Source organism: Sulfurovum sp. AR, assembly GCF_000296775.1.
Taxonomy (GTDB): Bacteria; Campylobacterota; Campylobacteria; order Campylobacterales; family Sulfurovaceae; genus Sulfurovum; species Sulfurovum xiamenensis.
Genome location: NZ_AJLE01000008.1, coordinates 11,220 through 38,009, shown reverse-complemented (window position 1 = coordinate 38,009; position 26,790 = coordinate 11,220). Strand labels below are relative to the sequence as shown.

35 protein-coding genes, 1 tRNA gene and 1 other RNA gene are annotated in these 26,790 nt (G+C 38.6%); 30 read left to right on the top strand and 7 right to left on the bottom strand.

The genetic code is table 11. The features are described 5' to 3' along the window. The first annotated feature begins 136 nt into the window (after positions 1 to 136). The 6 genes from SULAR_RS08125 (at position 137) to SULAR_RS08100 (ending at position 10,150) form a co-directional block, all read left to right on the top strand. A complete protein-coding gene (locus SULAR_RS08125) occupies positions 137 to 3,898 on the top strand; it encodes an Ig-like domain-containing protein (protein WP_155993847.1) in 3,762 nt (1,253 codons plus the stop codon). A 76-nt stretch (positions 3,899 to 3,974) separates the two neighbouring features. Further along, the gene (locus SULAR_RS08120; protein WP_008244890.1) at positions 3,975 to 5,279 is read left to right on the top strand and encodes a TolC family protein; all 1,305 of its coding nucleotides are present in this window, start codon (positions 3,975 to 3,977) and stop codon (positions 5,277 to 5,279) included. Beyond that, positions 5,264 to 7,363, top strand: a complete 2,100-nt coding sequence (locus SULAR_RS08115; RefSeq protein ID WP_008244887.1) for a type I secretion system permease/ATPase — start codon at positions 5,264 to 5,266, stop codon at positions 7,361 to 7,363. Before SULAR_RS08120 ends, SULAR_RS08115 begins: the two co-directional genes overlap by 16 nt. 3 nt (positions 7,364 to 7,366) lie before the next feature. Further along, positions 7,367 to 8,680 (top strand): HlyD family type I secretion periplasmic adaptor subunit, encoded by a 1,314-nt coding sequence (locus tag SULAR_RS08110; RefSeq protein WP_008244885.1) that lies wholly within the window; start codon positions 7,367 to 7,369, stop codon positions 8,678 to 8,680. A gap of 104 nt (positions 8,681 to 8,784) precedes the next feature. Beyond that, the gene (locus SULAR_RS08105; RefSeq protein WP_008244883.1) at positions 8,785 to 9,168 is read left to right on the top strand and encodes a DoxX family protein; all 384 of its coding nucleotides are present in this window, start codon (positions 8,785 to 8,787) and stop codon (positions 9,166 to 9,168) included. Positions 9,169 to 9,223: 55 nt separating this feature from the next. After that, the gene (locus SULAR_RS08100; protein WP_008244882.1) at positions 9,224 to 10,150 is read left to right on the top strand and encodes a bifunctional methionine sulfoxide reductase B/A protein; all 927 of its coding nucleotides are present in this window, start codon (positions 9,224 to 9,226) and stop codon (positions 10,148 to 10,150) included. Here the strand turns inward: SULAR_RS08100 and SULAR_RS08095 are convergent. The 4 genes from SULAR_RS08095 to SULAR_RS08080 form a co-directional block, all read right to left on the bottom strand. Continuing rightward, positions 10,147 to 10,611: a globin family protein gene (locus tag SULAR_RS08095; protein WP_008244880.1), complete on the bottom strand. Its 465-nt coding sequence runs from the start codon at positions 10,609 to 10,611 to the stop codon at positions 10,147 to 10,149. The genes SULAR_RS08100 and SULAR_RS08095 overlap by 4 nt on opposite strands. 120 nt (positions 10,612 to 10,731) lie before the next feature. After that, entirely contained in the window at positions 10,732 to 10,872 is a 141-nt protein-coding gene (locus SULAR_RS08090; protein WP_155993845.1) for a hypothetical protein, read from the bottom strand. A gap of 106 nt (positions 10,873 to 10,978) precedes the next feature. Then, complete coding sequence (locus tag SULAR_RS08085; RefSeq protein ID WP_081501848.1) at positions 10,979 to 11,650, bottom strand: M48 family metallopeptidase; 672 nt, start codon at positions 11,648 to 11,650, stop codon at positions 10,979 to 10,981. A 9-nt stretch (positions 11,651 to 11,659) separates the two neighbouring features. Then, positions 11,660 to 12,109, bottom strand: a complete 450-nt coding sequence (locus tag SULAR_RS08080) for a toxin-antitoxin system YwqK family antitoxin (protein WP_008244874.1) — start codon at positions 12,107 to 12,109, stop codon at positions 11,660 to 11,662. 267 nt (positions 12,110 to 12,376) lie between these two features. On the opposite strand from SULAR_RS08080, the gene SULAR_RS08075 reads away from it, so the two are divergent. After that, positions 12,377 to 13,834 (top strand): MBOAT family protein, encoded by a 1,458-nt coding sequence (locus SULAR_RS08075; RefSeq protein ID WP_008244872.1) that lies wholly within the window; start codon positions 12,377 to 12,379, stop codon positions 13,832 to 13,834. Between the two features lie 12 nt (positions 13,835 to 13,846). Beyond that, entirely contained in the window at positions 13,847 to 14,776 is a 930-nt protein-coding gene (locus tag SULAR_RS08070) for a hypothetical protein (protein ID WP_008244870.1), read from the top strand. 17 nt (positions 14,777 to 14,793) lie between these two features. Here the strand turns inward: SULAR_RS08070 and SULAR_RS08065 are convergent. From SULAR_RS08065 to SULAR_RS08060, 3 genes are all read right to left on the bottom strand, one after another. After that, positions 14,794 to 14,881 (bottom strand) — tRNA-Ser (locus tag SULAR_RS08065). Positions 14,882 to 15,001: 120 nt separating this feature from the next. Next, positions 15,002 to 15,099, bottom strand: an RNA gene (gene ffs / locus SULAR_RS11045) — signal recognition particle sRNA small type. 34 nt (positions 15,100 to 15,133) lie between these two features. Then, positions 15,134 to 16,210: an AAA family ATPase gene (locus SULAR_RS08060; protein ID WP_008244862.1), complete on the bottom strand. Its 1,077-nt coding sequence runs from the start codon at positions 16,208 to 16,210 to the stop codon at positions 15,134 to 15,136. 183 nt (positions 16,211 to 16,393) lie between these two features. Between SULAR_RS08060 and rpsJ the strand changes: the two genes are divergently transcribed. The 22 genes from rpsJ to map are packed head-to-tail and all read left to right on the top strand — an operon-like array spanning position 16,394 to position 26,740. Beyond that, positions 16,394 to 16,705, top strand: a complete 312-nt coding sequence (gene rpsJ / locus SULAR_RS08055; RefSeq protein ID WP_008244860.1) for a 30S ribosomal protein S10 — start codon at positions 16,394 to 16,396, stop codon at positions 16,703 to 16,705. Positions 16,706 to 16,714: 9 nt separating this feature from the next. Continuing rightward, positions 16,715 to 17,296, top strand: coding sequence for a 50S ribosomal protein L3 (rplC, locus tag SULAR_RS08050; RefSeq protein WP_008244859.1), 582 nt, complete (start codon positions 16,715 to 16,717; stop codon positions 17,294 to 17,296). Beyond that, on the top strand, positions 17,296 to 17,886 hold the full coding sequence (gene rplD / locus SULAR_RS08045) for a 50S ribosomal protein L4 (RefSeq protein WP_008244858.1): 591 nt from the start codon (positions 17,296 to 17,298) through the stop codon (positions 17,884 to 17,886). Before rplC ends, rplD begins: the two co-directional genes overlap by 1 nt. Position 17,887: 1 nt before the next feature. Next, complete coding sequence (locus SULAR_RS08040; RefSeq protein ID WP_008244857.1) at positions 17,888 to 18,169, top strand: 50S ribosomal protein L23; 282 nt, start codon at positions 17,888 to 17,890, stop codon at positions 18,167 to 18,169. A gap of 9 nt (positions 18,170 to 18,178) precedes the next feature. Then, positions 18,179 to 19,006 (top strand): 50S ribosomal protein L2, encoded by an 828-nt coding sequence (gene rplB / locus SULAR_RS08035; protein WP_008244856.1) that lies wholly within the window; start codon positions 18,179 to 18,181, stop codon positions 19,004 to 19,006. An 11-nt stretch (positions 19,007 to 19,017) separates the two neighbouring features. Beyond that, positions 19,018 to 19,296: a 30S ribosomal protein S19 gene (gene rpsS / locus SULAR_RS08030; RefSeq protein ID WP_008244855.1), complete on the top strand. Its 279-nt coding sequence runs from the start codon at positions 19,018 to 19,020 to the stop codon at positions 19,294 to 19,296. Positions 19,297 to 19,298: 2 nt separating this feature from the next. After that, entirely contained in the window at positions 19,299 to 19,637 is a 339-nt protein-coding gene (gene rplV / locus SULAR_RS08025; protein ID WP_008244854.1) for a 50S ribosomal protein L22, read from the top strand. 1 nt (position 19,638) lies between these two features. After that, on the top strand, positions 19,639 to 20,337 hold the full coding sequence (rpsC, locus tag SULAR_RS08020) for a 30S ribosomal protein S3 (protein WP_008244853.1): 699 nt from the start codon (positions 19,639 to 19,641) through the stop codon (positions 20,335 to 20,337). Between the two features lie 2 nt (positions 20,338 to 20,339). Next, a complete protein-coding gene (gene rplP / locus SULAR_RS08015; protein WP_008244852.1) occupies positions 20,340 to 20,765 on the top strand; it encodes a 50S ribosomal protein L16 in 426 nt (141 codons plus the stop codon). After that, the gene (gene rpmC / locus SULAR_RS08010; RefSeq protein ID WP_008244851.1) at positions 20,752 to 20,943 is read left to right on the top strand and encodes a 50S ribosomal protein L29; all 192 of its coding nucleotides are present in this window, start codon (positions 20,752 to 20,754) and stop codon (positions 20,941 to 20,943) included. Before rplP ends, rpmC begins: the two co-directional genes overlap by 14 nt. Positions 20,944 to 20,953: 10 nt before the next feature. After that, positions 20,954 to 21,202 (top strand): 30S ribosomal protein S17, encoded by a 249-nt coding sequence (gene rpsQ / locus SULAR_RS08005; protein ID WP_008244849.1) that lies wholly within the window; start codon positions 20,954 to 20,956, stop codon positions 21,200 to 21,202. After that, complete coding sequence (gene rplN / locus SULAR_RS08000; RefSeq protein WP_008244848.1) at positions 21,202 to 21,570, top strand: 50S ribosomal protein L14; 369 nt, start codon at positions 21,202 to 21,204, stop codon at positions 21,568 to 21,570. The genes rpsQ and rplN overlap by 1 nt, the downstream gene beginning before the upstream one ends. After that, positions 21,570 to 21,803: a 50S ribosomal protein L24 gene (rplX, locus tag SULAR_RS07995; RefSeq protein WP_008244847.1), complete on the top strand. Its 234-nt coding sequence runs from the start codon at positions 21,570 to 21,572 to the stop codon at positions 21,801 to 21,803. The genes rplN and rplX overlap by 1 nt, the downstream gene beginning before the upstream one ends. A gap of 4 nt (positions 21,804 to 21,807) precedes the next feature. Continuing rightward, the gene (gene rplE / locus SULAR_RS07990; protein ID WP_008244846.1) at positions 21,808 to 22,353 is read left to right on the top strand and encodes a 50S ribosomal protein L5; all 546 of its coding nucleotides are present in this window, start codon (positions 21,808 to 21,810) and stop codon (positions 22,351 to 22,353) included. Further along, positions 22,353 to 22,538, top strand: a complete 186-nt coding sequence (locus SULAR_RS07985; protein ID WP_008244845.1) for a type Z 30S ribosomal protein S14 — start codon at positions 22,353 to 22,355, stop codon at positions 22,536 to 22,538. Before rplE ends, SULAR_RS07985 begins: the two co-directional genes overlap by 1 nt. 13 nt (positions 22,539 to 22,551) lie before the next feature. Continuing rightward, on the top strand, positions 22,552 to 22,947 hold the full coding sequence (rpsH, locus tag SULAR_RS07980) for a 30S ribosomal protein S8 (RefSeq protein ID WP_008244844.1): 396 nt from the start codon (positions 22,552 to 22,554) through the stop codon (positions 22,945 to 22,947). Positions 22,948 to 22,957: 10 nt separating this feature from the next. After that, complete coding sequence (rplF, locus tag SULAR_RS07975; RefSeq protein WP_008244843.1) at positions 22,958 to 23,494, top strand: 50S ribosomal protein L6; 537 nt, start codon at positions 22,958 to 22,960, stop codon at positions 23,492 to 23,494. A gap of 10 nt (positions 23,495 to 23,504) precedes the next feature. Beyond that, complete coding sequence (rplR, locus tag SULAR_RS07970; RefSeq protein ID WP_008244841.1) at positions 23,505 to 23,861, top strand: 50S ribosomal protein L18; 357 nt, start codon at positions 23,505 to 23,507, stop codon at positions 23,859 to 23,861. Positions 23,862 to 23,870: 9 nt separating this feature from the next. Then, a complete protein-coding gene (gene rpsE, locus SULAR_RS07965) occupies positions 23,871 to 24,311 on the top strand; it encodes a 30S ribosomal protein S5 (RefSeq protein ID WP_008244839.1) in 441 nt (146 codons plus the stop codon). 10 nt (positions 24,312 to 24,321) lie between these two features. Then, positions 24,322 to 24,720, top strand: coding sequence for a 50S ribosomal protein L15 (rplO, locus tag SULAR_RS07960; RefSeq protein ID WP_008244836.1), 399 nt, complete (start codon positions 24,322 to 24,324; stop codon positions 24,718 to 24,720). 2 nt (positions 24,721 to 24,722) lie between these two features. Continuing rightward, positions 24,723 to 25,985, top strand: a complete 1,263-nt coding sequence (gene secY / locus SULAR_RS07955) for a preprotein translocase subunit SecY (RefSeq protein WP_008244834.1) — start codon at positions 24,723 to 24,725, stop codon at positions 25,983 to 25,985. Beyond that, positions 25,985 to 26,740, top strand: a complete 756-nt coding sequence (gene map / locus SULAR_RS07950; RefSeq protein ID WP_008244833.1) for a type I methionyl aminopeptidase — start codon at positions 25,985 to 25,987, stop codon at positions 26,738 to 26,740. Before secY ends, map begins: the two co-directional genes overlap by 1 nt. Positions 26,741 to 26,790 lie beyond the last annotated feature (50 nt).

Sequence of the window (26,790 nt, the reverse complement as noted above, 5' to 3'; positions counted from 1 at the left end):
TACTACAGATTTTGTGTTCTTTAAGAATGGAAATAATCTTGTGGTAGATTATGCCAATGGGGATCAAGTTACCATAAATTCATATTCTAATGCAAACAATTTGATTGAAAGAATAGAACTTGTAGATGGCTCGTACATGTCTAATATTGACATCGATAGAGCTTTACTTGATCTAGAAATCTATGCTCAGGAAAACGGTATTACAATCACAAGCCCTCAAGATATCCGTGATAATGCAGAACTGATGAATATCATGAACAGTTTTTGGAATGATGGTGGTGCAATCACTGAGGTAACTCCACCAATTGTTCTTGACCTTAACCATAACAGCATCACATCGACATCTCTCAATGACTCAAATGCATATTTTGATTATGATGGTGATGGTCAGCGTGAACATACGGCATGGATAGATAAGGGTGATGCACTACTTGCGGTAGATGTGAATGGTGACGGTAAAATTACGGACGGTTCGGAACTTTTCGGAAATCATACTCAATTAGCAGATGGTACATTCGCCGCTGAAGGATATGAAGCTTTAGCCCAGTATGATAGTAATGGGGATAGTATCATTGACAGTAAAGATGATAATTTCTCAGACTTGTTACTATGGAAAGATGTAAACCAGGACGGTAAAAGTACACCTGATGAACTTATTACTCTTCAGCAAAGTGTTGTCCAAGCTATTCATTTAGATCGTGAGGCAGGAAGTACTTTTGTGGAAGTGACGGAAAATGGAAACCTAATCACTAATGAGACCAAATATACAGGTACAGGTGCAGATGGTGTAGTCCGTGATGTCTGGTTCCAATATGACAGTAGTAATACGATTACCAATAATGATACTCTGATCAGTACCAAAGAAGATGACATACTTATTGGAGAAGATGGGAATGATACCTATGTATTTAAATTGGGTGATGGTAAGGATATCATCGATGATCAAGATATATCAGGTATAGGAGTAGATAAACTTCTTCTTGGTGCCGGTATCGGTCAAGACCAGGTTTTACTTAAGTGGGATCATGGTACAGAGGATCTACTTGTAGGTATACGTGTCAGTGCGGAAGATGATACTCCAATTAAGTCTGTTGATGACCAGATCCGTATCAAAAACTGGTTCAACTCAACCGGTCTTATCGAGACTATCGAGCTTGCTGATGGAACAGTTCTAGACAGAGATGCAATTTATGAGACTCTTGTCTCTGCACGAGAGAATGATGAACTGACATTGAGAGTCTTGGATGAAGGAACAGAACTTTCAGGTGGACGTTTTAATGACGTACTTTACGGAGAGGAAGGTAATGAGACACTTTCAGGAGATGAGGGTGATGATTACTTAAAAGGCCTTGCAGGAGATGATACTCTGACTGCTGGCGAGGGTAATGATGCTCTTAACGGTGGTAAGGGTGATGATATGCTGATCGGGGAAGCAGGAAATGATGTCTATCTGTATGAAAAAGGTGACGGAAGAGACGTTATTATCGACTCTGCTGGTATCGATGGGATTTTCTTTGGTGAAGGTATTTCACGTAAGGATGTAACGCTTACAGTAAGCGGTAATGATATGGTGCTAAGTTTTGCTTATGATGCCGATCTTCCGGAAGAAGGACGTGATAGCATTGTCGTTTCAAATTGGGCACAGGATGGCTTTCAGATCGAATCACTTCAGTTCTATAATGGTGAGCACTATGATATTCCTGGGCTCATTGAGAAAAACTCCAATCATGCACCAACAACCGTGTTTGGTGAGTCATCGTACACATTGACGGATGTGAGTACGCAAACAGGCATTGTTTTGGCGCGTGATGAAGATGGAGATACCTTGAATTACAGTGTATCTACCGCACCTGAGTTTGGAAGTATTACGATTAACAGTTATGGAATCTGGACATATACGGCCAATGATAAATATAAGGGACTAGACTCTGCAATCATTACTGTAGATGACGGCAATGGCTTATCTACGACAACAACACTTAACTTTGAGATGGTGATCACCAACGTAGCACCGACTATAATAGAAGCTGAGACGAGTGTTGTGCTTCAAGATGTACGTGAGCAATCTGGCGATGTTGGAGCAAGTGATGCCGATGGAGATGTGTTGACCTATAGCGTATCGACTCAAGCACTTCATGGAACCTTGAGTGTTGATGCAACAGGGACATGGACGTACAATGTCAATCCTCTTTATATGGGTACAGATTCTGCAATCATCACTATTGATGATGGAAATGGTGAAAGCATTACCAAAACGTTGAACTTCGATACAAGAGTCTCTGCTCCAAGTTTAATAAACACAACAGTGACACTTCTCGAGGATAATCCTACAAACGGAGCATTCAATGTAGTCAATCCAGTAGGTGGTGCACTGACTTATGAAGTAATGACACCAGCAACAAATGGAAACTTTATAGTTGATGCTGACGGGAACTGGAACTATACTCCTAGCCAAGACTATAATGGTATAGATTCTGTACTTGTTAAAGTGACAAATGAATACGGTCTAAGCTCAACAAGTACACAAGGCTTCGATATTGCAGCAGTCAATGATGCTCCAATAGTAGTAACAGCAGAAGAAGCCTTTACGCTAACAAATATCCGCGACATGAATGGTAAGGTGGAAGCATCTGACATCGATGGAGATATTCTGACATATACAGTTGCTACACAAGCTGCAAATGGATTGGTTACAGTAGATAATCAAGGAAACTGGCATTATAAAGCAAATGGTTCATTTAACGGTACTGATTCGGCAACTATTTTAGTCGCAGATGGGAATGGGGGTATGGTTACCAGTACACTTAACTTTACTGTAGAAGGGTATATCTATGAAGGGGGTGATCTCATCATTACGGATAATGGTCAGGACACTCTAGTGATGAATACTGTTGATAAAAATGATCTTACTTTTACCCGTGTTGGGAACAATTTAAATATTGCAGTACAAGGGCAGGGAACGGTTAGTATGACAGATTATTTTGTTGCGATAGATTCAGGTGTGCAGAAGATCACAACAGCCCAAGGTGATATCACTCTTGATAAAGATGTGATTAAAACAGCAAGTGAAGGAAGCTTTTTCTTTACCGGATCGGCTGATGGAACAAGTGATGTGACCAACCTTCTTTTGAGTACGTCAGCAGGAAGTAATCTTAACGGCAGCAATCTTGATGATGTTCTTTTTGGAGGTATTCAAGATGATACCCTCAAAGGTTTCGGTGGAAATGATACACTCTTTGGTGGAGAAGACTATGACAACCTCTATGGAGGTATTGGGTCAGATACGCTTTACGGCGACTCTGGAAACGATAATCTGCATGGAGAAGACGGAGATGATGCCTTGATTGGTGGACTTGGAAATGATAACCTATATGGTGACCTTGGAAATGACTTCCTTTGGGGTGACGCAGGTAATGATGACCTTGTAGCAGGTGAAGGTGACGACTTTTTATCTGGTGGCACAGGTACGGATTATCTTGAGGGAGAAGGTGGAAATGACACCTACTTCTTTGAAATAGGTGACGAAGATTCTACAATCAATGATCATAAAAGTGGCGGATTGTTTGGCATGGGAACCGAAGACGCAGGATTTGATACGGTCAAGTTCGGCGAAGGTATTACGATGAATGATATAAGTTTTTTTATGAGTTATGGTGACCTTCATATTCAGTACGGGGCAACAGATAGTATCAAGATCAATGAACAGGATAATGATGACAAGAAGATCGAAAGATTTGAGCTTGCAGATGGAAGCTATCTGACCAATGATGATGTTGATCTTATCATCCAACAGCTCAATGCCTATGCATCAGATAACGGGATATTCTCATTAGATAATCCATTGATACAAGCCACTGCAGATATGATGAATATCTTTACCTCGGCATGGAAATCATAGTTACGTAACCGTGACACAAGAAAGATAAGATAAAATCACAGTTCTTATTAAAACTGTGATTTTTCAAGGAAAATAATTGACCCACCGTATACCATTTTTAATGTTAGCAAGCCTTACTTTGTCTGCGACACCTGTTACATATCAAGAGCTTTTACAATCAGCGACCTCACAATCAAATCGTCTCAAGATCGTTAAAAGTGATGAGAATATAGAAAAATCCAGTTTGGAGACAATCTATGCACAGTATTATCCAAGTCTTTCTCTCTCATATAATACAGAGCATAACCGTGATCTTGGTGATTACCCAACGGGCACAGAATCGGTTGGAGATACCATTATTACAAGTGGGACTCGATATCAAAGCTCGCTCTCACTAAACCTTAATTATGAGCTTTATCATTTCGGTACAACGCAAAAGAGTATCAATATCGCCAAGAGCAAAGTGGATGTCCAACACCTTCTGTGGTGTGAAGAAGAAAAGAAGCTTCATCAAGAGATTCTTGAGCGTTATAACAGCGCGCTGAAGATGAAGACGCAAAATGAGATCAAGAGAGAGATGCTCAATATACGGCGACAGCTTTTTGAGACCAAAAAACGTTTGTATAAGGCGGGTAAATACTCTAAGGTAGATTTGGGAGATGAAGCGATAACTATGATAGATATTGAACGTGACATAGAGCGTTCATCTATGCAATATCAAGAAGATGTTATCAAACTTAGCAGTTTGAGCCATATGGAGATAAATGAGAAGACAACGAAGCTTTTACCCATAAAATACAAGGAGACGGATATGTTGGCTGATGACTTTGAAGAGACAACACAAGGACACAGGTATGATCAACAGATACTTCAAAAGCAAGAAGAGATCTCTATGCACCACAGCTCTCAGCTTCCTAAACTTCTACTGTACGGGAACTATTATATGTATGGTTCAGACCCCAATGATGCCTATGATGCATTTCAAAATGTCAGGAAGAACAGTTGGAAGATTGGATTTGCTATAAGGATGAATATATTTGAAGGCTTTCGATATAACAGTGAGTCTGAGAGATTGCATTATGAACTACTTCGTATCAAGCAAGAACGTGATTTGCACAAACGAGAATATGAATATGATGCAAGATCAAAAAATGAAAAGATCGTGCATTTAAAGACTTTACAGGAGAAAGATCAGGATCTTCTTGATGTGACTCAAGAGAAGATAGGAATGGTCAATAGACTTAGAAATAATCACCAGATAGATAAAATAAGCGAGCTTAATGCCAAGCTTGAAGGATTGGAAAGAGAGTTGAATTTGAGAATAGAACAGAGTGAAGCGGCTTATGAAAAAGCCTCGTTGGATATCTTATACAGAGGGATTGATCAATGCAGTCAGCACTAGTCTCCCTAGAAGTTGCAGGAAAACTTAACCGTGTTCCTATAGACAGTAGAAGTATCATTAAAGAGTATGCACTTACTGATGCTGAACCAAGTATTGAAGAGTTATGCCGTATTGCGAAATATCAAGGCTTCCGAGCAGCTATTAAAAAGACAGATATCGAAAAATTGGTTGATTCATACCCTCTACCTCTTTTAGTATTAAAAAAAGATGGTACTTATATGAGTGTGATTCAAGTCAATACAGAAGCAAAAGAGCTCCTTATTTATGATACGACTTCCAAAGAACCATATACAATGAGTTATGAGATGTATGAAGAGATTGCCAGTGGTAAAGTCATTGTACTTAAACATAAGGTACTTTCCGAACAGATCCGTTTTGGATTTGGTTGGTTTTTTAATCAGATCATGAAGTATAAAAAGGTGATGGGTGAAGTACTTATCGCTTCATTTGTGATTCAGCTCTTTGGATTGGTTACGCCACTTTTTACTCAGGTAATTCTCGATAAGGTTTTAGTCCATCGTTCAATGACGACCTTGGATGTCTTGGCTATTGCCTTTGTTGTTGTAGCGATATTTGAACTGGTTCTGAATCTAATACGAAACTATTTATTTGCCCACACGACGTCCAAGATCGATGCCAAACTCGGAGCTAAATTGTTTCATCACTTGCTAGCACTGCCTTTGGTTTACTTCGAAAAACGTAAAGTCGGAAATATTATTGCTCGTGTTCGAGAACTTGATCAGATACGTGAATTTATCGCTAACAAGTCGGTAACATTGATTATTGATGTCCTTTTCTCCGGTGTATTCGTCGCAGTCATGTTGCTTTATAGTGTGAAGCTGACAATGGTCGTCTTGGCATTTGTATTTGTCATTGCCTTACTTTATCTTTTTATCACACCTGAATTACGTCGCCGTCTTGAAGAAAAGTTTCAGATGGGTGCTCAGTCAAATTCTTATCTGGTTGAGTCTGTCACGGGAGTACAGACTGTTAAGTCCTTAGCCCTTGAAGGTTCCATGCAGAGAAAGTGGGAAGATTATCTCGCCCGCTATGTGAATGCAGGCTTTCATCTGACAAACCTCTCTAATATTTTAGGTGGAGTATCTGGAGCCCTACAAAAACTGATGACAATCTCTATGCTTTATGTGGGTGTGACCCTTGTACTTGAGGGTAAGTTGAGCGTAGGACAACTGATTGCTTTTCAAATGTTTGCCAACCAGTTTTCTGGACCGGTTCTGCGTCTTGTCAATCTTTGGAATGAGTTTCAGCAGACCCTTCTTTCGGTGGATCGTTTAGGTGATATTCTGAATACACCAACCGAACAGACAAATGATAAAGCTATCACGCTTCCTAAGGTAAACGGTGTTGTCAAGTTCGAAAAAGTCACCTTCTCTTACGCTCCGGATAGCCCTCAGGTGCTTAAGGGAATCTCGGCAGACTTCCCTGAAGGTTATAGTGTAGGATTGGTCGGACGAAGTGGAAGCGGTAAAAGCACCATTGCCAAACTTATACAAAGACTCTATCTTCCTACCGGTGGAGCAATTTATATAGATGGTGTTGATATTCGCCATATGGACCCAAAATGGTTACGAAATAACATCGGTGTTGTTTTGCAAGACAACTACCTTTTCAGCGGAAGCATAAAAGATAATATTTCACTATCACGACCGGACTCTCCAATGGAGCATATCATAGCAGCATCTAGAATGGCAGGTGCTGACGAGTTTATTGCTGAACTTCCAGAGGGTTATGACACGCAAGTTGGAGAACGTGGTTCAGCCCTTTCAGGTGGACAAAGACAGCGTATAGCCATAGCGAGAGCTCTTCTTACGAACCCACGGATATTAATATTTGATGAAGCGACATCAGCTTTGGATTATGAGTCGGAAAAGATCATCCAAAATAATCTTTCTACGATCAAAAAAGGACGTACTATGTTCATGGTGGCACACCGTCTTTCAACCGTTAAGGATTGTGATGTGATCCTGGTTATGGACAAAGGTCAAATCGTCGAACAGGGTTCGCATGATGAATTGATGAAACTAAAGGGGTATTACCATATGCTCTATACACAACAGGATTAGATGATGGATATGTTTAGCACTAAAGACAGACATGAGTTTAGACCTCTGCTTGTTGAGATTGAAGAAAGACCTACTAGTCCACTTGGTCGAGGGTTACTTTGGACGATATTGGCTTTTATGACGATTACAACACTTTGGCTTTTTTTAGCGAAAATAGATGTTGTTGTCACTGCGAGAGGCAAGGTCATTCCCCTTGGTGAAGTGAAGATGCTTCAGCCAATAGAGACGGGCGTTATTAGCAATATTCGTGTCAAAGTGGGAGAATACGTGACCAAGGGCCAAGTTCTAATGGATATAGATCCTTCTGTGACTGAGACAAATCTTGATTCCAAGCTCAAGCACCTTGAACAGCTTGAGATCGAAATGGTACGTCTAACGGCACTGATACAAGATAAAGAATTCATACCATCTAATGAGTTCAAGGATAAAGATCTTTTATCAACACAAAGACTTATCTATGATACGAAGCGTGTAGGCTATCATCAGCAGATACAGCTTATTACAGAACAGATACATCAGGTCGACTCTCAGATTGATGTGTCCAATGCTGATGCCAGTAGGATAATGCAGCTTTCTGCAGCAGCCAAAGAACGTGAAGCACGTTTGCTTGAAGTTATTGATATCATTGCGAAACAAGAGTTTGAAGCTGCACGTAAAGAAGTCATAGAGTATCAAGAACAGGGGCTTATGAAAGAGCATGAGATCACAAAATTACGTGCAAAACTGACAGAACTCAATGAACAAAAACTTCTTATTACCCAGGAATACCAAAATAAACTTCTTGAAGAACTAACGAAAAAACGTCAAGAAGCAAATATGTTAAAAGTAGAGATTGAGTCTATTAAGTTTAAGCAGGCTAAGCAGCATATCACGGCACCAGTAGATGGCTATGTCGGAAAGCTTCTTGTTAATACGGTTGGTGGCGTTGTAACACCTGCAGAAAAACTTATAACAGTTATCCCTAAAGATGCACCTCTGGTTATTCAAGCTACCGCACTTAATCAAGACAGTGGGTTTATTAAAGAAGGTATGGAGACAGCTGTTAAGATCGATACATTCGATTTTCAAAAATATGGGATGATTCACGGTACTGTAAGTCATAAAGCCGATGATGCCATTGAGGATGAAAAGCTAGGGCCCGTGTATGAGATCTATATCGAACCTGAAGAGAGCTTCTTGACAGTAAATGGCGAAAAAGAATATCTGCATTCAGGGATGAGTGTAACAGCAGAGATGAAAGTAGGAAAGCGCCGTGTGATTAATTTTTTCTTGTATCCTTTAATTAAGTATTTGGATGAGGGGATGAGTGTAAGATAATTGATTTAGGTATCCAATCATTCATTTTTAGAAGTATATACTACTTATTAAAAACTCCAAATACCTGCTATAATCATATACTTTTTATGCACAAGGAACTTTATATGTCAGAGAATATAGGAAAACTCATATTACGTTTAATGGTAGGAGGATTGATGCTTTTTCACGGTATTGATAAAGCATTACATGGTATTACGTTTATCAAGGGTGTAGTGAAGTCCCAGGGGTTGCCTGAAATGTTAGCGTATGGTGTCTATGTGGGAGAGATACTTGCACCGCTGTTTTTGATTTTGGGATGGAAAAGCAGGATTTGGGCGGGAGTGATCGTCTTCAACATGGTTGCTGCTATATACTTAACGAAAATGGACGTAATATTTAACCTTGGAACACATGGATCATGGGCATTGGAACTGCCGATGTTTTATCTATTGAGTGCTTTGGCTATCGTCCTTTTAGGCTCTGGGAAATATGCGGTGATGAGAGACTAGTACATTCAAATTACACACTGTTTTTCTATAGTACCAAAAACGCAAAAGGCAGAGTATGCACAAAATAGTATTGATTTTATATGTGCTGGTAACATGGCTGGTTGCAGAAGAGTTAATGCCATGGAGCACCAAACTAAATAATTTAACCCCCTTTGAAAAACATGTGATCATCGATAAAGGTACGGAACGTGCTTTTTCCGGACAATATGTTTATACCAAAGAAGATGGCACCTATACCTGTAAAGTATGTGGTGCACCGCTCTACAGGTCCGATCACAAATTTGATTCCCACTGCGGATGGCCAAGTTTTGATGATGCGATACCCGGTGCTATCAAAGAAGTCCCCGATGCAGACGGTCGACGTATAGAGATCGTTTGTGCCAATTGCGGCGCACATTTGGGACATGTATTTAAAGGTGAGGGTTTTACGGACAAAAATGTGCGTCACTGTGTCAACTCTGTTTCTCTCAATTTTCAAAAAAAGAAAGCACAGCCCCCTGCATTTAAAAAAGCTTATTTTGCCGGCGGATGCTTTTGGGGTGTGGAGTATTATCTTGAAAAGATCGATGGGGTCAAAGAGGTGACCTCCGGTTTCATGGGAGGGCATATGAAAGACCCGGGCTACTATGATGTCATACGTAAAGATACAGGTCACCTAGAAACCGTTGAGGTGGTCTATGACCCCTCTAAAGTTTCCTATGAAACATTGGCAAAAACTTTTTTTGAGATCCATGACCCTACACAGGTGGATGGGCAGGGACCTGACATTGGAAGTCAGTATCTTTCTGCTGTCTTTGTCAGTAACACAGAAGAACGTAAAACAATCGAGAGGTTGATCGGTATTTTGGAGGCAAAAGGGTTAAAAATAGCGACAAAGGTACTGCCTAAAACACCTTTTTACGGTGCTGAGGCATACCATCAGGATTACTATCAACGCAAAGGTTCAAAACCTTATTGTCATAGAAGGGTTAAGCGGTTTTAGTCTCGCGTATTAATCATCCATTGTGAAAAAACGTTGATGTAATTCCAGAAGCTTTGTATATTCTCTTCAGAACTTAGTTTTTGCTCTATGATGGGTCTCAGTGCCTCTTCAAAAGTAACAAGCCAATGCAGTCTTGCTGTAGGGGTGATAGGGAAAGGCGCATGTCTCCCTCTCATTTGTGGTGCGCCACGGTTTTGATTAAAGTAAGCGGGTCCTCCACAGATCTGTATGAAAAAGTCTGCCGAGTGCTGTGCGGCTTTTTTCATCTCTTCTCTGTCGTTTGGGAAGATATCTTTGATCGGGCTTTCAAATAGACCCATATAAAATCTATCGAGCAAGGCACGCATACCTTCTTCTCCTATGTCTGTTAAAAATCCTGGATTAGGTTTGGTGACCGGTGGATTCACACCCTCTTGGTAAGGGAGTATAGAGAAATCTAAAGAGGAGCTACTAAAATTCATAAAATGCCTTTGTACTATCTGAAATGAGTGTTTTTGTACGGTGTTATAACATGAAAAGACTTAGGTGTCAAGCATGTGAAGATCAATGACACCCTCCCGTGCCGCAACTATCACTGTTCTCTACGGCAAAGCTGTTGGTATATCCACACTCCAAACATTCAAATGAGAGTAGTTTTGGCCCAGAACATCCACCTGATCTTTGGTCGGTAAGTTCAATGCTTTTATGATGACATTTTGGACAAAAACCACGTTTGATGGCATCCAGCTGTTCTTTTTTTCTTTAAGATAAAAGATATAAACAAATACGGACCCCAAAAGGATGATCAGCATAAAAGCAAGAAGATAAAATAAATCGATAATAGACTCCTTATGTCATATAGTTTTTGAGTTCAGTGACCTGTGCTCTATAGTCAGGCACATAGTGTTCTACCAGTTGCCAAAAAGCTTTTTGATGATGTTTGTGCTTGATATGTGCCAGTTCATGCACGATGATGTATTGTATCACATCATGTGGAAGTTTCATCATCATCGTGTTAAAACTTAAGATGTTTTTCCCGCTGCAGCTTCCCCATTGCCGTTTGGTTTTTCGAAATCGTATATCTGCGGGGGAAAGGCACATTTTTTTCGCCCAGAATTCTACATGAGGAATAATATGTTTCTGTGCCTCTGTTTTGTAAAATCTATCGAGGTGTTTTTGGAAAAGTTTTTCATCATAGGTATGGTAGAAAAGTCTGAATGCTTCGCCATCAAAATCAAGATGTGCTCTTTTCTTGTTGTATCGTACCAGTGTCAGAGGATAGACTTCCCCCATGAAATAAATCTCTAAGTCACTGGAAAAGTCTAAGGGTTTCCCTTTCTTCTGCTGTATCTTCTCTCTGGCATTGTTGATCCAGGAGGATTTTTTGAGCAGGAGCTGTTCTATTTTTTGTTGTGTGACTTTAGGCGATTTGATCACGAGGTTCCCCTCGTTATCAAAGCTAAGATAAATATGTTTCAGTTTAGGGTTAATGATATGTGTATATTGCGGTAAAAGACTCATATTATAAGATTAATTAACGATTTTATCTTGACGATAGATCACCCTTCTATTTATAGAACCGTCTTTATTATACGTTTGGGCCGGTCCCTCTTTTACACCATTCACATAGGTGTATGATACCATTACGTCACCATTTGGATAGTAGGCTTCATACAAACCGTCTTTTTTCCCATTGATATAGTTGACTTTCGAAAGTACACGACCTTTTGTATCATACCCTGTTGCCAGGCCATGTGGTACACCATTACGTATATGTACAACGGCAAGTACATTACCATCATATCCATACTCTTTACGGATACCATTTTGACCCGTGTCATCATCCATAATAAATTCAGAGCGTATCTGCCCACCCGTATAGTATTCTTTTTTCACTTTTCCCCCTGAAAGGCCAGGTCCCTGACAGCCATTTAAGAGAAGAAGTGAAAAAATAGTAAGAAAGAAAGATAACTTTTTCATGGAAAACCTTGATATATAAAATGTAGTGCTATGAGTATACTATAAATTGCCTTTTTTTGCTTTTGAGCCAAAGAGTATTTTGTATGAGGGAAAGAGCTCCTGAAGACAATGAAATTATTCTTTGTGTACTATATCTTTAATTTATACGCTTAACTAGCTTTCTTTACTAAGTTTTGATAAAATGAGTTAGAAAGATTTATAAATTACCTTCGCCTCATTTGTATTGATTGTATTTGAATGGTAGGTAAGTCTATCATAGGAGAATTAATGTTATTTAATTCATATGAATTTATCTTTGCCTTTTTGCCACTAACATTCTTTATATACTTTTATCTCAACAGTAAACGATTAACAGAAGCGAGTAAAGCTTTTTTAGTTCTTTCTTCACTATTTTTTTATAGCTGGTGGAATATCACCTACCTTCCAATTATATTGTTTTCAATGCTTTTTAATTATGTAGTGGGTGTTTCTCTTTCAAAAGATAAAGAACATACCAAAGTCAGTAAAAGAACACTTCTTACTATTGGCGTTGTTGTTAATGTCACGTTACTTGGGTATTTTAAATATGCAGATTTCTTTATAGAGAATATAAATCTGGCTACAGATGGTCATATCCCCTTACTTCATTTGGCATTACCCTTAGCCATCTCTTTCTTTACTTTCCAGCAGATAGCCTATTTAGTGGATAGTTATAGAGGTGAAACAAAAGAGTATAACTTTCTAAACTATGCAAACTTTGTTGCATTTTTCCCTCAGCTTATCGCTGGTCCGATTGTACACCATGCAGAGATGATGCCACAATTTGCAATGCTTAGAAATAAAGTTAAAAATTATAGAAATATTGCAATGGGGTTATTTATATTTTCTATTGGACTTTTTAAAAAAGTAGTTATTGCAGATACATTTGCAGTATGGGCAACACAGGGCTTTGATGTCGCAGAGAAACTCAATCTATTTGAAGCATGGGCAACATCACTATCCTACACTTTTCAGTTGTACTTTGACTTTAGTGGCTATACCGATATGGCCATTGGTGCTGCACTTTTATTTAACATCAAACTGCCTATCAACTTTAATTCCCCATATAAGGCAACAAGCATACAAGATTTTTGGAGACGTTGGCATATCACGCTTAGTCGTTTCTTGAGGGAGTATGTGTATATTCCTTTGGGAGGAAATAGAAAAGGTAGTTTTAGAACTTATAATAATCTCATGGCAACATTCCTAATTGGTGGTATTTGGCATGGTGCGGGTTGGACATTTGTGTTTTGGGGTTTCTTACATGGTATCGCATTGGTGATCCAGAGAGCTTGGAATCAATTTGGTTTCAAGATGAACACTGTTCTTGCGTGGTTTATTACGTTTAACTTTGTGAATATTACTTGGGTGTTCTTTAGGGCTAAGGAATGGAATGATGCTATGAAAGTTTTGAGCTCAATGTTTAGTTTGAATAATATTGTATTACCGAATTTCTTAAGTTCAAAAGTGGCATTTATGAGTCAGTATGGAATAACATTCGGGGGGTTTGTCGAAAACATTAAAGGTAATGATATTATTGAGTGGTTATTTATTGGTTTTATATGTATACTTCTATTTAAAAACTCTACCCAAAGATTAAATAGTTTCCAATTAAATTACAGAACTTCTTTATTTGCAGGTATGGTTTTTGTTGGTGGTGTAATATCCCTTAATAAAGTATCTGAATTTTTATACTTTAACTTTTAGGAGAGAGTAATTATGAATGGGAAGAAATGGATAAACATTTGGCTAATGACAATAATAATTGTTATAGCAACACCTCTAGTTATACTTGAACAAACAAATATTCCATTGAGATTTTCAAATTCTATATCTTATGATGCAAAATTAAATTTCATGCGAAATAATAAATTATTAGATGGCACGAATACAATTGTCATAGGTTCTTCAATGGCACTTACTAATATCAATGGGACTAGATTAGAAGAGGGATCAGAAAAAATAAAAAAAATTGCTAATTTATCTTCATGGGGCTTACAAACGAGTGAGGTTTTACAGTTGATTAAATTAATAAAATTAGACAAGATAGAATATATAATTTATCCCACGCAATATATTGATTTCAAAGAGTATAGAGTAAAAGATATAGATGAGGATGAAGTAAAAAGTTTTTTAAATAATGAGTTTATTTTATCACCATACTTAAATAGATTAGAAAGTCTAGTAAGTAATATAAGGGATTATATGCAATATGATAATAAGTATCTTAATCCAAATAAATATTCATATATAGGTTTTGATAAAACAGGTGGTATTGAGCTTAATTTTAGTAGTGAGTATATAGATAAAAAAAGATGGAATAGCCAGAAGAGGGAAAAATATACTCTAGAGGAGAGATGCTTTAATGATTTGCAGGAATTAAATAATATTGCAAAATCTAAGGATATTACATTAATAGTAATTACTACACCATATAGAAAACCTATTCTACAAGATAATAAAGATGTATCATATATTTTTAATAAATATGTACAAAAATTAGAATATATATCTAATAAGCAGCAATTTATTTACTTGAATATGCATGAAAAATTGAATTTATCAGATAATTATTTTCTAGATAGGTCACATACAAATAAAAAGGGAGCAATATCGGTTTCAAATGAAATTTTAAAATCTGTATTTTAGGGGATATATTTGGATTATGGCAGAGAGGAAGGGATTCGAACCCTCGATGAGTTGCCCCATACACGAGTTCCAGTCGTGCGCCTTCGACCACTCGGCCACCTCTCTATCATTGTCTTCTTGAAAATCAGCAAAGCTAATCTTTCAATTCATCTCACTAAAGCTTCGCCCTTGGCTCAGGTTATAGTTATGATTGTTGTTTGAAGATATTACGTAGATTATTAACACCCCTCCCCAGATCCCTGCGGCACACAGTAAAGAAAGGTGGGCTGCTACGTTCCCGTCCTGACCCGTTGTCTTTCAGTTCCGTTGCACAGGTCTGAAAAGAGGCATCGAAATTTTAGCTAAAGCTAGCTTATATTACTCTTCAGCATTGATGACACTCCATTCATTAAAAGGGATCGCTTCAAAGTAGAGCTTTTCTATATGATAGTCGTAGGTATTGGCCACTGTGACAATGGTCACTTTTTTTATCCCGTATTTTTTGTAGATAGAGAACTTGCCTTGGGACTTTACCCAGAGACTCTCCTCACTCTCAAATGGAGCAGGTATGATCAGTTCGTCGTTTTTTGTTACATATCCATGTATCCCGAGTGTCTGTACCTCAATGCCGTGTTTTATAAGCGCCAAGGCGATCATCGTATCAAACTGTAAGATAAAAGGCTGTCCTAGGGTAAGGTACTTGGCAAATGCAAAGTCAAAAAGCAACATCTTTTTTCCGGATTTTTGATATCTGTCTTCGATGAATAAAACGAGTTTCTCCTGAGTAAAGAGCTTCATTGTTTTGTAAAGCCAGTCCTTGGAGACTTTAAACTTTTCCTTTGCAAAGGTGTAGATCTGATGGGTAGTCAGGTGTTTGGTATGGTGTTGTGCGAGCACTAGAAGCAGTTTCTGCTCATTGGCATCAAAAGCGCTTTTCAAAAAGTTCTTCATTACTAAGGTATTTGTTTTTTGTGACCTTGCGATCATTGGCAGGGTACCAGAGCGTAGAAAGTGATTAAAGCCACTGCTCTGAGAAACACTGGTCTCAAAGGCTAGAAACTCTTCATAGTCTAAAGGGAAAAGCTCGACAGGAGTAAGCTCTTTATGATGAAGCGGTATGCGTGAGAGAACAATGAGCCTTTCCACATTTGGGAAAGTAGGAAGATAGCCTTCCCTGTAATGATCAAGTATGAGCAGGGTGATGCCCTCACGGTCTATATAATGCTGCAGTACTAAAGTCGTAAGGGGGTTGAATATCAAATTGGGATCTTCCAGGTCTATATAGAGTGTCGTCTCTTCATTCTCTTCTTGCATCAGATCAAGGATCATGGTCGTTTTCCCTGAACCACGTGCACCATAGAGGTTGATGTCACCTTTGAGAGGCAATTGGCATTTTCTTGGAACATAATTGACAATGCTATAACGCTGATTTTGATAATATTCGAGTAATTCCATGACCAGTTCTGCCTCATAGTTTCCTTTTTATAAGGAAACATTTTTCAATATTGTAGCGTTTTTAGACTAAAAAGTATTGCACCTTTCAAAAACTTTGGGTATAATTCGCGTTCCTAAATTTATGTTAGAGGGTTTAACCCCTGTGTTTAGGCACGTACTAACGAGTTCTTTTAAAGGTAAAATATGGAAAAAATTAGATTAAAGCTTAAAGCTTACGATCACAGAGTATTAGACAGATCAGTTGCTGCTATCATCGATGCAGTTAAACGTACAGGTGCAGAGATTAGAGGGCCAATTCCAATGCCAACTAAATTGAAGCGTTATACTGTTCTTAAATCACCACACGTTAACAAAGATTCACGTGAGCAGTTTGAGATCAGAATTCATGGAAGAATGATCGACATCGTTTCGGCGACTTCAGATACTATCGATTCACTTATGAAGTTGGATCTAGCACCTGAAATCGAAGTTGAAATCAGATCAATGGATAAGTAGGAGTAGAAAATGGAATTTATTGTAGAAAAAATTGGTATGAGCAGAACTGTTGACGTACCAGCTGTTCCAGTTACACTTCTTAAAGTTATTGATACGAAAGTTTGTGAAGTGAGAGAAGACGGTAAAGCACTTGTTGCATATAACTCTAGCAAAAAACTTAACAAGAGCATCGAAGGTCAGCAGACTAAATACGGTGTATCTAAAGAGTTTAACAAATTTATGACGATTGAAGTGGCTGAAGGTACTGAAGCTGGTGATCTTAGCACAGCTGCATTGGCTGAAACATCTGTAGTGAAAACATCTCTTGATACTAAAGGTAGAGGTTTCCAAGGTGGTATGAAGCGTCACGGTTTTGGTGGTGGACCTGGTTCACACGGGCATAGATTTGGTAGAAGAATCGGTTCAATCGGTAACGCAGAGTGGCCTGGTCGTGTAATGCCTGGTAAAAAAATGCCTGGACAATATGGTAACACACAAGTTACTGTTAAAAATGATGTAATGTCATTTGATGCTGAAAACGGTATCTTAGTATTAAAAGGTTCAATTCCTGGTCACAATGGGGCTAGAGGATTGGTAAGGATAGTTAAATAATGAAAACAACAGTAATTAAAACAACAGACCTTCCACAGTCTTTTTTGGAAGTGCACCCGCATAACCTTTACCTTTATTGTAAAGCATATGCTGCAGGTCTTAGAGCAAATACTGCACAAACTAAGAACAGATCTGCTGTAAGCGGTGGTGGTAAGAAACCATGGGCTCAAAAAGGTGGCGGACGTGCAAGAGCAGGTTCATTAAGATCACCTGTATTTGTAGGCGGTGGTGTTGCATTTGGTCCAAGTACAAACAAAAACTATGACCAAAAAGTGAACAAAAAGCAAAAGAAACTTGCGCTTTATCATGCTCTAGCAGAAATGGCAGCGAATGAAAGACTTTTTGTTGTTGACAACATTGAGATCGCATCAGGTAAAACAAAAGATGCATCAGCATTCGTGAACGGGCTTGGGCAGAGAGATGTACTTGTAGTAAAAGAGATGATCGATGATAAGACTTTCTTAGCATTCAGAAATCTTCAGAACGCATATCTTATTGAATCAAATGAGCTTAATGCTTATCTTGCTGCTGCATATCACTCAATTGTGATTGAAAAAGCACTATTTGACAAATTGACGAAAGAGGCTTAAGATGGCAGATATTACAGATATTAAATCAATTATGTATACAGAGAAGAGTTTGGCTCTTCAAGAAGATGGTGTCATCGTAGTTCAAACGACTCCAAGAATGACTAAAAATGGTCTTAAAGAAGTATTTAAAGAGTTCTTCGGGATCAATCCACTTAGCGTAAACTCAATGAGAGTAAACGGTAAAGTGAAAAGATTTAGAGGCGTTGAAGGAAAAAGACCAGACTTGAAAAAGTTCTATGTGAAGCTTCCAGAAGATGCAAAAATCGAAAGTTTAGCGGTATAAGGATAGAAGATGGCAATTAAAACATATAAACCAACCACACCTTCTCGTCGTTATATGACTAACCTTGACAGTGGTGATATCACTGCTAAAGCAAGCGTTAGAGCTCTACTTAAGAATCTTCCGAGATCAGCAGGTAGAAACAGTAACGGTAGAATCACTTCTCGTCACAGAGAAGCAGGTGCTAAAAAACTATATAGAATCATCGATTTTAAAAGAAATAAATTTAACATCGAAGGTACAGTAGCAACTGTTGAGTACGACCCATACAGAAACTGTAGAATCTGTCTTATCAAATATGTTGATGGTGACAGAAGATATGTACTTCAACCAAAAGGACTTAATGTAGGTGATAAGATCATGTCAGCTGAGTCAGGACTTGATATCAAGACTGGTAATGCAATGAAATTGATGAACATCCCAGTAGGTACATTGGTTCACAACATTGAATTGAATCCTGGTCATGGTGGTCAGATCGCACGTTCAGCGGGTGGTTATGCACAGATCATGGGTAGAGATGGTAAATACGTTTCACTTAGACTTCCATCTGGTGAAATGAGATATGTACTTGGTGCATGTCTTGCAACAATCGGTACTGTTGGTAACGAAGATTTCTCAAATATCGTTATTGGTAAAGCTGGTAGAAGCAGACACCTTGGTATCAGACCACAAACACGTGGTTCTGCGATGAACCCTATCGATCACCCACACGGTGGTGGTGAAGGTAAAACAAACTCAGGACGTCATCCAGTATCTCCATGGGGTACTCCGGCTAAAGGGTTTAAAACTCGTAAGAAAAAAGCTAGTGATAAGTTAATTATCTCTAAGCGTAAAAAGTAAGGGGCTAAGATATGGCAAGATCGACAAAAAAAGGTCCATTCATCGATGGTCACCTAATGAAAAAAGTGCTTAAAGCAAAAGAAGAAGGTTCAAATAAACCTATTAAAACTTGGTCAAGAAGATCAGTGATCTTCCCTGAGTTTATCGGTTTGACAATCAACGTTCACAATGGTAGACAATTTGTACCAGTATTTGTAACTGAAAACCATGTAGGTTACAAATTGGGTGAATTTGCACCAACAAGAACATTTAAGGGCCATAAAGGTTCTGTACAGAAGAAGGTAGGTTAATTATGAGTAGAGCATTATTAAAATTCGTAAGAGTATCACCTACTAAAGCTAGACTTATCGCTAGAGAAGTTCAGGGTATGAATGCTGAGCTTGCTCTTGCAGCACTTGAGTTTATGCCTAACAAAGCAGCGGGTATCGTTTCTAAAGTAATTGCATCTGCAGTTGCTAACGGTGATTTTGAGCCAGAAGAAGTGGTGATCACTTCTTGTAGAGTTGATAAAGCAGCGGTAATGAAAAGATGGAGACCAAGAGCTAGAGGTACAGCTTCTAGAATCATTAAACCAACAGCGCACATTTTAGTTGAAGTTGGCGTAGCTGAAAAAACTGGGGAGGACGCATAATATGGGTCAAAAAGTAAATCCTATAGGTCTTAGACTTGGAATCAACAGAAACTGGGAATCAAGATGGTTCCCTGCAAAAGGTAGAGCACCTGAATTTATCGCAGAAGATCATAAAATCAGAAAATACCTTAAAAAAGAACTTTTCTATGCGGGTGTTTCTAACATCATCATCGAAAGAACAGTAAAAAAGTTAAGAGTAAATATCGTAACGGCTAGACCTGGTATCATTATCGGGAAAAAAGGTGCAGATATTGAAAAATTGAAAGCAACACTTATCAAAATGCTTGGTAAAGATGTAGCGATCAATATTAAAGAAGAGAAGCGTCCTCAGGCTTCAGGTCAACTTGCTGCTGAAAACGTTGCAACACAACTTGAAAGAAGAGTTGCGTTTAGACGTGCAATGAAAAAAGTGATCCAAGGTGCACTTAAATCAGGTGCAAAAGGGATCAAGATCTCTGTATCTGGTCGTCTTGGTGGTGCTGAAATGGCAAGAACTGAGTGGTACCTAGAGGGTAGAGTTCCTCTTCATACACTTAGAGCGAAGATCGATTACGGTTTTGCTGAAGCACATACGACGTATGGGATCATTGGTATTAAAGTTTGGATCTTCAAAGGTGAAGTTCTTACTAAAGGTATCCAAGCTGAGCCAGCAGAAGAGAAAAAAGGTGGTAGAAAGCCATCTAGAAAAAGAGGTGAATAATCATGCTAATGCCTAAAAGAACTAAATGGAGAAAGCAGATGAAAGGCCGCAACCGCGGTAAATCTTTCAGAGGTAACAAAATTGAGTTTGGTGATATCGCAATCAAAGCAACTGAAGCTGGTAGAATCGATTCTAGACAGATCGAAGCTGCGCGTATTACGATGACGAGAAAAATTTCAAGAACAGGTAAAACTTGGATCAGAGTTTTCCCAGATAAGCCATTGACTGCTAAACCACTCGAAACAAGAATGGGTAAAGGTAAAGGTGGTGTTGATAAATGGGTAATGAACATTAAGCCAGGTAGAATTATTTTCGAAATGGCAGGCGTTGAAGAGACACTTGCAAGAGCAGCATTAACACTTGCGATTCATAAAATGCCATTTAAGTGTAAAATTATCACTTTAAAGGATAGTAATGAACTATATTGATTTAAAAGATAAAAATGAAGCAGAACTTACGGCGATGCTTAAAGAGAAAAAACTTGAATTGTTTACATTGAATGCAAAGCAAAAGACTATGCAGCTTACAAACACTTCAGAGTTAAGAGTAGCGAAAAAAGATATCGCTAGAATTCAAACAGCACTAACTGCTGCTAGATCGAAGTAAAGGGTCAGACATGCCAAAAAGACAAATACAAGGTACTGTGATCAAAAAGGCTGGAGAAAAAACTGCAACTGTATTAGTTGAAAGAAGAGTACTTCACCCAAGATATCACAAGACTGTAAAAAGATTTAAAAAATATCTTATTCACGATGAGAAGAACGACATCAATGTTGGAGATACAGTGAGCGCTATCGAATGTAGACCACTTTCAAAAACAAAAAGCTTCAGACTTCTTGAAATCGTGAAGAGAGGAGAAGTGTAATGATCCAAGGTTTTACAAGATTAAATGTAGCAGATAACTCTGGTGCAAAAGAGATCATGTGTATCAAGGTTCTTGGCGGATCTAAAAGAAGATATGCATCAGTAGGTGACGTGATCGTTGCTTCTGTAAAGAAAGCACTTCCAACTGGAAAAGTGAAAAAAGGTAAAGTTGTTAAAGCTGTTGTAGTTAGAACAAAAAAAGAGATCCAGAGAGAAAACGGATCACTGATTAGATTTGACGACAATGCAGCAGTAATTATCGATGACAAAAGAGAACCGATAGGTACACGTATCTTTGGTCCTGTAAGTCGTGAAACAAGATATGCAGGTTTTATGAAAATTGTATCACTTGCACCGGAGGTATGGTAATGGCTAAAACATTCAAGATCAAAAAAGGTGACCAGGTAATGGTTATCGCTGGTGATGACAAAGGTACAGTTGGAGAAGTGCTTCAAGTACTTACAAAAAAAGATGCAGTAATCGTTGCAGGTTGTAAAACAGCTAAAAAAGCTGTAAAACCAAGCGAGCAGAACAAAGAGGGTGGATTTGTGAGCAAAGAAATGCCTATCCACATCTCAAATGTAAAAAAAGTAGAGGGTTAATCCTATGAGTAGAATGAAGCAAAAGTACAATGACATCGTTCCTGCACTTAGAGAAGAGTGCGGGGTTGTAAATACGATGCAGACTCCGAAGCTTGAGAAAATTGTTATCTCTGTTGGTGCCGGTGAAGAAGGTAAAGATACTAAACTCATCGCTAATATGGCAGACACAATTTCACTAATTGCTGGTCAAAAAGCAGTAATAGTAAATGCTAAAAAATCAGTTGCTGGTTTTAAAGCAAGAGAAGGTGCTCCATCTGGTATCAGAGTAACACTTAGAGGTGAAAATATGTATAACTTCTTTGATAAACTTGTATCGATCGCACTTCCAAGAGTAAAAGACTTTAGAGGTACACCAAGAAAAGGTTTTGACGGACGTGGTAACTATAACTTCGGTCTTCAAGAGCAATTGATGTTCCCAGAAGTTGAATTTGATAAAGTGATCAAGACACACGGTATGAATATCACTATCGTAACGAGCACTGAAGATGATAAACAAGCATTCACGCTTTTAGAAAAGCTTGGTATGCCTTTCGCTAAAGGGAGAAACTAATGGCTAAGAAATCAATGATAGCTAAGCAAAAGAGAAAAGCAAAGTTCTCTACGCAAGCATATACAAGATGTAACATTTGTGGTAGACCTCACTCAGTATACAGAGACTTCGGTATTTGTCGTGTGTGTTTAAGAAAAATGGCCAATGAAGGTCTTATCCCTGGCATGCGCAAAGCAAGCTGGTAAGGAGAATTAAAAGATGATGACAGACATAATTGCAGACTCTCTTACTCGTATAAGAAATGCTGCGCAAAGAAGACTAGACGTGACAACACTTCTTCACTCAAACACGATTGAAGCAACCGTATCTATTTTTGTAGACAAAGGTTACCTTGAGAGTTACAAAGTAAAAGAAGATGGAAACAAAAAAACAATAAAAGTAGTTCTTAAATATGATGAGAATGAAAAAAGCGTGATCAACGAGATCAAAAAAATCTCTAAGCCTGGTAGACGTGTTCACCAAGGTAAAGATGATATTAGAACATTTAAAAACGGTTACGGTACTTTGGTTGTTTCAACAAGCCAAGGTGTTCTTGCTAATGATGAAGCGTTTAAACGTGGAATCGGTGGTGAAGTAATCTGTAGTATTTGGTAAGGAATAAAAGATGTCAAGAATAGGAAAAAGACCAGTAACTGTGGCAAGTGGTATTGAAGTATCACTAGACGGTACGACTCTCGTGGCTAAAAAAGGCAATCTTGAAAAGAGACTTGAAACTCATGGTAGAGTTGGGATCAGTATTGATGGTTCAGAAGTGACTTTTGAAAGAAAAGGTGATGAAAAACAAGATGCAGCGTTCTGGGGAACATACAGAGCACTCTTCAACAACATTATCATTGGTTTAGACCAAGGTTACAGTAAATCTTTAGAGATCAATGGTGTTGGTTACAGAGCAGCTGTTCAAGGCAATGTCCTTAATCTTCAATTGGGTTACTCACATGATATCAATTATGATATCCCTGCGGGACTTGAAATCACAGTTGAAAAAAACGTGATCACTGTAAAAGGTACAGATAAGCAAGCAGTGGGTCAAGCTGCTGCTGAGATTAGAGATTTCAGACCACCAGAGCCGTATAAAGGTAAAGGTGTGAAGTATACTGATGAAGTGATCATCAGAAAAGCTGGTAAAGCAGCTGGTAAGTAAGGAGCGGTAGATGTTAAAAAGTATTCAAAAAAGAAAAAATAAACTTCGCGCTCAAAGAAAAGCTAGAGTAAGAGGTAAGATCTTCGGTACAGATACAATGCCAAGATTGACTGTATTCAAGTCAAACAAGCACTTTTATGCTCAAGCTATTGATGACACTACTGGGACTACACTTGCTTCTGCGGACGGCAGAAAGCTTGGTCTTAAAGTAAACCAGGAAGATGTAAAAAAAGTAGCTGCTGAGATGGCTAAAAATCTTGCTTCTAAAAACATTGAAACTGTTGTTTTCGACAGAAATGGTTACCTTTACCACGGTGTTGTTGCTTCATTCGCTGATGCACTTAGAGAAGCCGGAATCAAGTTTTAAGGAATCATGATGGAAGAAATAGAAAAAGAATTTGAAGAAGTAATCGTTAATATCGGTCGTGTTACGAAAGTTGTTAAGGGTGGTAGAAGATTTAGATTTACTGCACTTGTAGTGATTGGTGACAGAAACGGTACAGTTGGATACGGATTTGGTAAAGCCAAAGAAGTTCCTGATGCGATTAAAAAAGCGGTTGATGATGCTCACAAAAACCTTGTGAAAGTAAATATCAAAGGTACAACACTCGCACATGATATCGAGCACAAATTCAACGCAAGTAGAATCGTGCTTAGACCAGCGAGTGAAGGTACAGGTGTTATTGCCGGTGGTGCTGCGAGACCAGTACTTGAGCTTGCAGGGGTAAAAGATGTCCTTTCAAAATCAATCGGTTCTAACAACCCAAATAACCTAGTAAGAGCGACAATCCAAGCACTTACTAGAATCAAAGCGTAAGGGGTAAAGTATGGGTTTACATAATTTACAACCTGCTCCAGGTTCAACTCGTAACAGAAAAAGAGTTGGTCGTGGTCAAGGTTCAGGAACAGGTAAAACAGCTGGACGTGGTCAAAAAGGTCAAAAAGCTAGATCTGGTTACAAAAGAAAAAGAGGTTTTGAAGGTGGTCAAATGCCACTTTATAAAAGATTGCCTAAGATAGGTTTCACTTCTACAGTTGAAAAACCATATGTGATCAATGTAGAAAAGATCAAAGCAATCGCTGAACTTTCTGAGATTACGCTTGAGACGATCAAGTCAGTTCATAAGTTACAGAAAAATGTAACGAAAGTGAAGTTGATTGGTGCTAGCGCAAAAGATCTTGCTGCTAAGATCAAAGACGACGCTGTTACAACAAGCGGAAAATAATTATGGGCAATGCTTTAACTCAAAAAATCCTAATTACTTTAGGATTCCTTTTTGCGTACAGAGTTTTAGCCTATATCCCAACTCCAGGTGTTGATTTGAATGTGATCAAAGAGTTCTTTGATAGCAATTCAAACAATGCCCTTGGGCTAATGAATATGTTCTCTGGTAATGCCGTTGAACGTTTAAGTATCATCTCTTTAGGTATTATGCCTTATATTACTGCTTCCATCGTTATGGAACTTCTCGCAGCAACTTTCCCCGTACTTGGTCAAATGAAAAAAGAACGTGACGGTATGCAAAAGTATATGCAGATCATTCGATATTTCACAATTTTTATTACCGTAGTACAAGCTATTGGTGTATCTATGGGACTTCAGAGTATGACAGGAAGAGCGGGACAGAGTGCAGTGATGATCGATCCTATGATGTTTACAGTTATTACGACTTTCTCTATGCTGGCAGGTACGATGTTGTTGATGTGGATCGGTGAACAGATCACACAAAAAGGTATTGGTAACGGTATTTCACTGATTATCTTTGCTGGTATTGTGTCTGGACTACCATCTGCTATAGGAAATACAGTAAGAGCGGTAAATGCAGGTGAGATGAACTTCTTAGTTGTACTTGGTATTTTGGCAATTATGCTGATCACTATCTTGGCTATTATCTATGTAGAACTTGGTGAGAGAAGAGTACCTATCTCTTATTCAAGAAAGACCATCATGCAGAATCAGACAAAGAGAGTGATGAACTATATTCCTGTGAAAGTAAACCTTTCAGGTGTTATTCCTCCTATCTTTGCTTCTGCAGTATTGATGTTCCCATTGACTATGTTGCAGTCGAGCACTACACCATTTCTTGTAGCGATCGCTGATTCATTGGCACCAGGAGGGATCACATTCAATGTGGTGACTTTCTTGTTGGTGATGTTCTTTGCATTTTTTTATGCATCCATTGCATTTAATGCCAAAGACATCGCAGACAATCTGAAAAGACAAGGTGGTTTCATCCCTGGTGTTAGACCAGGTGAGCACACCAAAGAGTTCTTGAATGAAGTTGCAAGTAGGCTAACGGGGTCAGGGGCAGTATACCTTGCGATCATTTCTACAGTACCATTTATGGTTATCTCTGGAATGGGCGCATCTTTCTATTTTGGTGGGGTTGCTGTACTTATTATCGTTCAAGTCGCACTCGATACTATGAGAAAGATCGAAGCACAAAGAACAATGAATCAATATGATACATTGGGTAATGTAGGTCTGTAATGGCTATTGCTATCAGAAAACCTGATGAGATCGCTAAGCTCAAGAGGGCTGGCGAGATCGTTGGAAAAACACTTCAATATCTTCAAAATACAATCAAACCAGGTATGACACTGAAAGAAATCGATGCTTTAGGTGAAGCGTATATCCGTGAACATGGTGCTGTACCATCGTTTAAGGGATTGTATGGTTTTACCGGTTCTGTATGTACTTCAGTCAATGAGGTATGTATCCATGGTATCCCTACAGATAGAGTAGTAGAAGAGGGCGATATCCTCGGTTTGGATATCGGTACAAAACTGGATGGTTATTTTGGTGATGCTGCGATCACAATGGCAGTGGGTAAAATATCTGCTGAAGATGAAGCACTGATCAAATGTTCAAAAGGCGCTCTTTATCATGCAATAGATTCTATCAGAGAAGGTATGCGTTTTAAAGAATTGTCAAAGGTTCTTGAAGACTATATCGTATCAGCAGGGTATGTTCCATTGCGTGATTATTGTGGTCACGGTATCGGTACGAAAGCACATGATGAACCAAATATACCTAACTATCTTGAGGGCAAAGCAAACCAGGGACCTAAAATTAAAAATGGTATGGTCTTCTGTTTAGAGCCTATGGTATGTCAAAAAAGCGGTACTCCGGTAGTGCTTGAGGACAAATGGTCAGTCATCAGTGAGGATCAACTCAGATCAGCTCACTATGAGCACACGGTTGCAGTGGTAGACGGTAAAGCTATCATATTGACTGAAGCGTAAGCTTCATGATTTTGACACAAGATAAGAAACTAAAGTAGAAAATTCATAAA

Coding starts and splice junctions, on each gene's coding strand:
- rpsQ (WP_008244849.1), top strand. CDS start 20,954: ATGCCAAAAAGACAAATACAAGGTACTGTGATCAAAAAGGCTGGAGAA.
- SULAR_RS08080 (WP_008244874.1), bottom strand. CDS start 12,109: ATGAAAAAGTTATCTTTCTTTCTTACTATTTTTTCACTTCTTCTCTTA.
- rpmC (WP_008244851.1), top strand. CDS start 20,752: ATGAACTATATTGATTTAAAAGATAAAAATGAAGCAGAACTTACGGCG.
- rpsS (WP_008244855.1), top strand. CDS start 19,018: ATGGCAAGATCGACAAAAAAAGGTCCATTCATCGATGGTCACCTAATG.
- secY (WP_008244834.1), top strand. CDS start 24,723: ATGGGCAATGCTTTAACTCAAAAAATCCTAATTACTTTAGGATTCCTT.
- SULAR_RS08100 (WP_008244882.1), top strand. CDS start 9,224: ATGCACAAAATAGTATTGATTTTATATGTGCTGGTAACATGGCTGGTT.
- SULAR_RS08105 (WP_008244883.1), top strand. CDS start 8,785: ATGTCAGAGAATATAGGAAAACTCATATTACGTTTAATGGTAGGAGGA.
- rplC (WP_008244859.1), top strand. CDS start 16,715: ATGGAATTTATTGTAGAAAAAATTGGTATGAGCAGAACTGTTGACGTA.
- rplF (WP_008244843.1), top strand. CDS start 22,958: ATGTCAAGAATAGGAAAAAGACCAGTAACTGTGGCAAGTGGTATTGAA.
- SULAR_RS08040 (WP_008244857.1), top strand. CDS start 17,888: ATGGCAGATATTACAGATATTAAATCAATTATGTATACAGAGAAGAGT.
- SULAR_RS08085 (WP_081501848.1), bottom strand. CDS start 11,650: ATGAGTCTTTTACCGCAATATACACATATCATTAACCCTAAACTGAAA.
- rpsH (WP_008244844.1), top strand. CDS start 22,552: ATGATGACAGACATAATTGCAGACTCTCTTACTCGTATAAGAAATGCT.
- SULAR_RS08075 (WP_008244872.1), top strand. CDS start 12,377: ATGTTATTTAATTCATATGAATTTATCTTTGCCTTTTTGCCACTAACA.
- rplN (WP_008244848.1), top strand. CDS start 21,202: ATGATCCAAGGTTTTACAAGATTAAATGTAGCAGATAACTCTGGTGCA.
- SULAR_RS07985 (WP_008244845.1), top strand. CDS start 22,353: ATGGCTAAGAAATCAATGATAGCTAAGCAAAAGAGAAAAGCAAAGTTC.
- SULAR_RS08095 (WP_008244880.1), bottom strand. CDS start 10,611: ATGAATTTTAGTAGCTCCTCTTTAGATTTCTCTATACTCCCTTACCAA.
- SULAR_RS08070 (WP_008244870.1), top strand. CDS start 13,847: ATGAATGGGAAGAAATGGATAAACATTTGGCTAATGACAATAATAATT.
- rplR (WP_008244841.1), top strand. CDS start 23,505: ATGTTAAAAAGTATTCAAAAAAGAAAAAATAAACTTCGCGCTCAAAGA.
- rplV (WP_008244854.1), top strand. CDS start 19,299: ATGAGTAGAGCATTATTAAAATTCGTAAGAGTATCACCTACTAAAGCT.
- rpsJ (WP_008244860.1), top strand. CDS start 16,394: ATGGAAAAAATTAGATTAAAGCTTAAAGCTTACGATCACAGAGTATTA.
- rplE (WP_008244846.1), top strand. CDS start 21,808: ATGAGTAGAATGAAGCAAAAGTACAATGACATCGTTCCTGCACTTAGA.
- SULAR_RS08125 (WP_155993847.1), top strand. CDS start 137: ATGTCTAATATTGACATCGATAGAGCTTTACTTGATCTAGAAATCTAT.
- SULAR_RS08090 (WP_155993845.1), bottom strand. CDS start 10,872: ATGCCATCAAACGTGGTTTTTGTCCAAAATGTCATCATAAAAGCATTG.
- rplX (WP_008244847.1), top strand. CDS start 21,570: ATGGCTAAAACATTCAAGATCAAAAAAGGTGACCAGGTAATGGTTATC.
- rplB (WP_008244856.1), top strand. CDS start 18,179: ATGGCAATTAAAACATATAAACCAACCACACCTTCTCGTCGTTATATG.
- rpsC (WP_008244853.1), top strand. CDS start 19,639: ATGGGTCAAAAAGTAAATCCTATAGGTCTTAGACTTGGAATCAACAGA.
- rplD (WP_008244858.1), top strand. CDS start 17,296: ATGAAAACAACAGTAATTAAAACAACAGACCTTCCACAGTCTTTTTTG.
- rplP (WP_008244852.1), top strand. CDS start 20,340: ATGCTAATGCCTAAAAGAACTAAATGGAGAAAGCAGATGAAAGGCCGC.
- SULAR_RS08060 (WP_008244862.1), bottom strand. CDS start 16,210: ATGGAATTACTCGAATATTATCAAAATCAGCGTTATAGCATTGTCAAT.
- SULAR_RS08110 (WP_008244885.1), top strand. CDS start 7,367: ATGGATATGTTTAGCACTAAAGACAGACATGAGTTTAGACCTCTGCTT.
- map (WP_008244833.1), top strand. CDS start 25,985: ATGGCTATTGCTATCAGAAAACCTGATGAGATCGCTAAGCTCAAGAGG.
- rplO (WP_008244836.1), top strand. CDS start 24,322: ATGGGTTTACATAATTTACAACCTGCTCCAGGTTCAACTCGTAACAGA.
- SULAR_RS08115 (WP_008244887.1), top strand. CDS start 5,264: ATGCAGTCAGCACTAGTCTCCCTAGAAGTTGCAGGAAAACTTAACCGT.
- rpsE (WP_008244839.1), top strand. CDS start 23,871: ATGGAAGAAATAGAAAAAGAATTTGAAGAAGTAATCGTTAATATCGGT.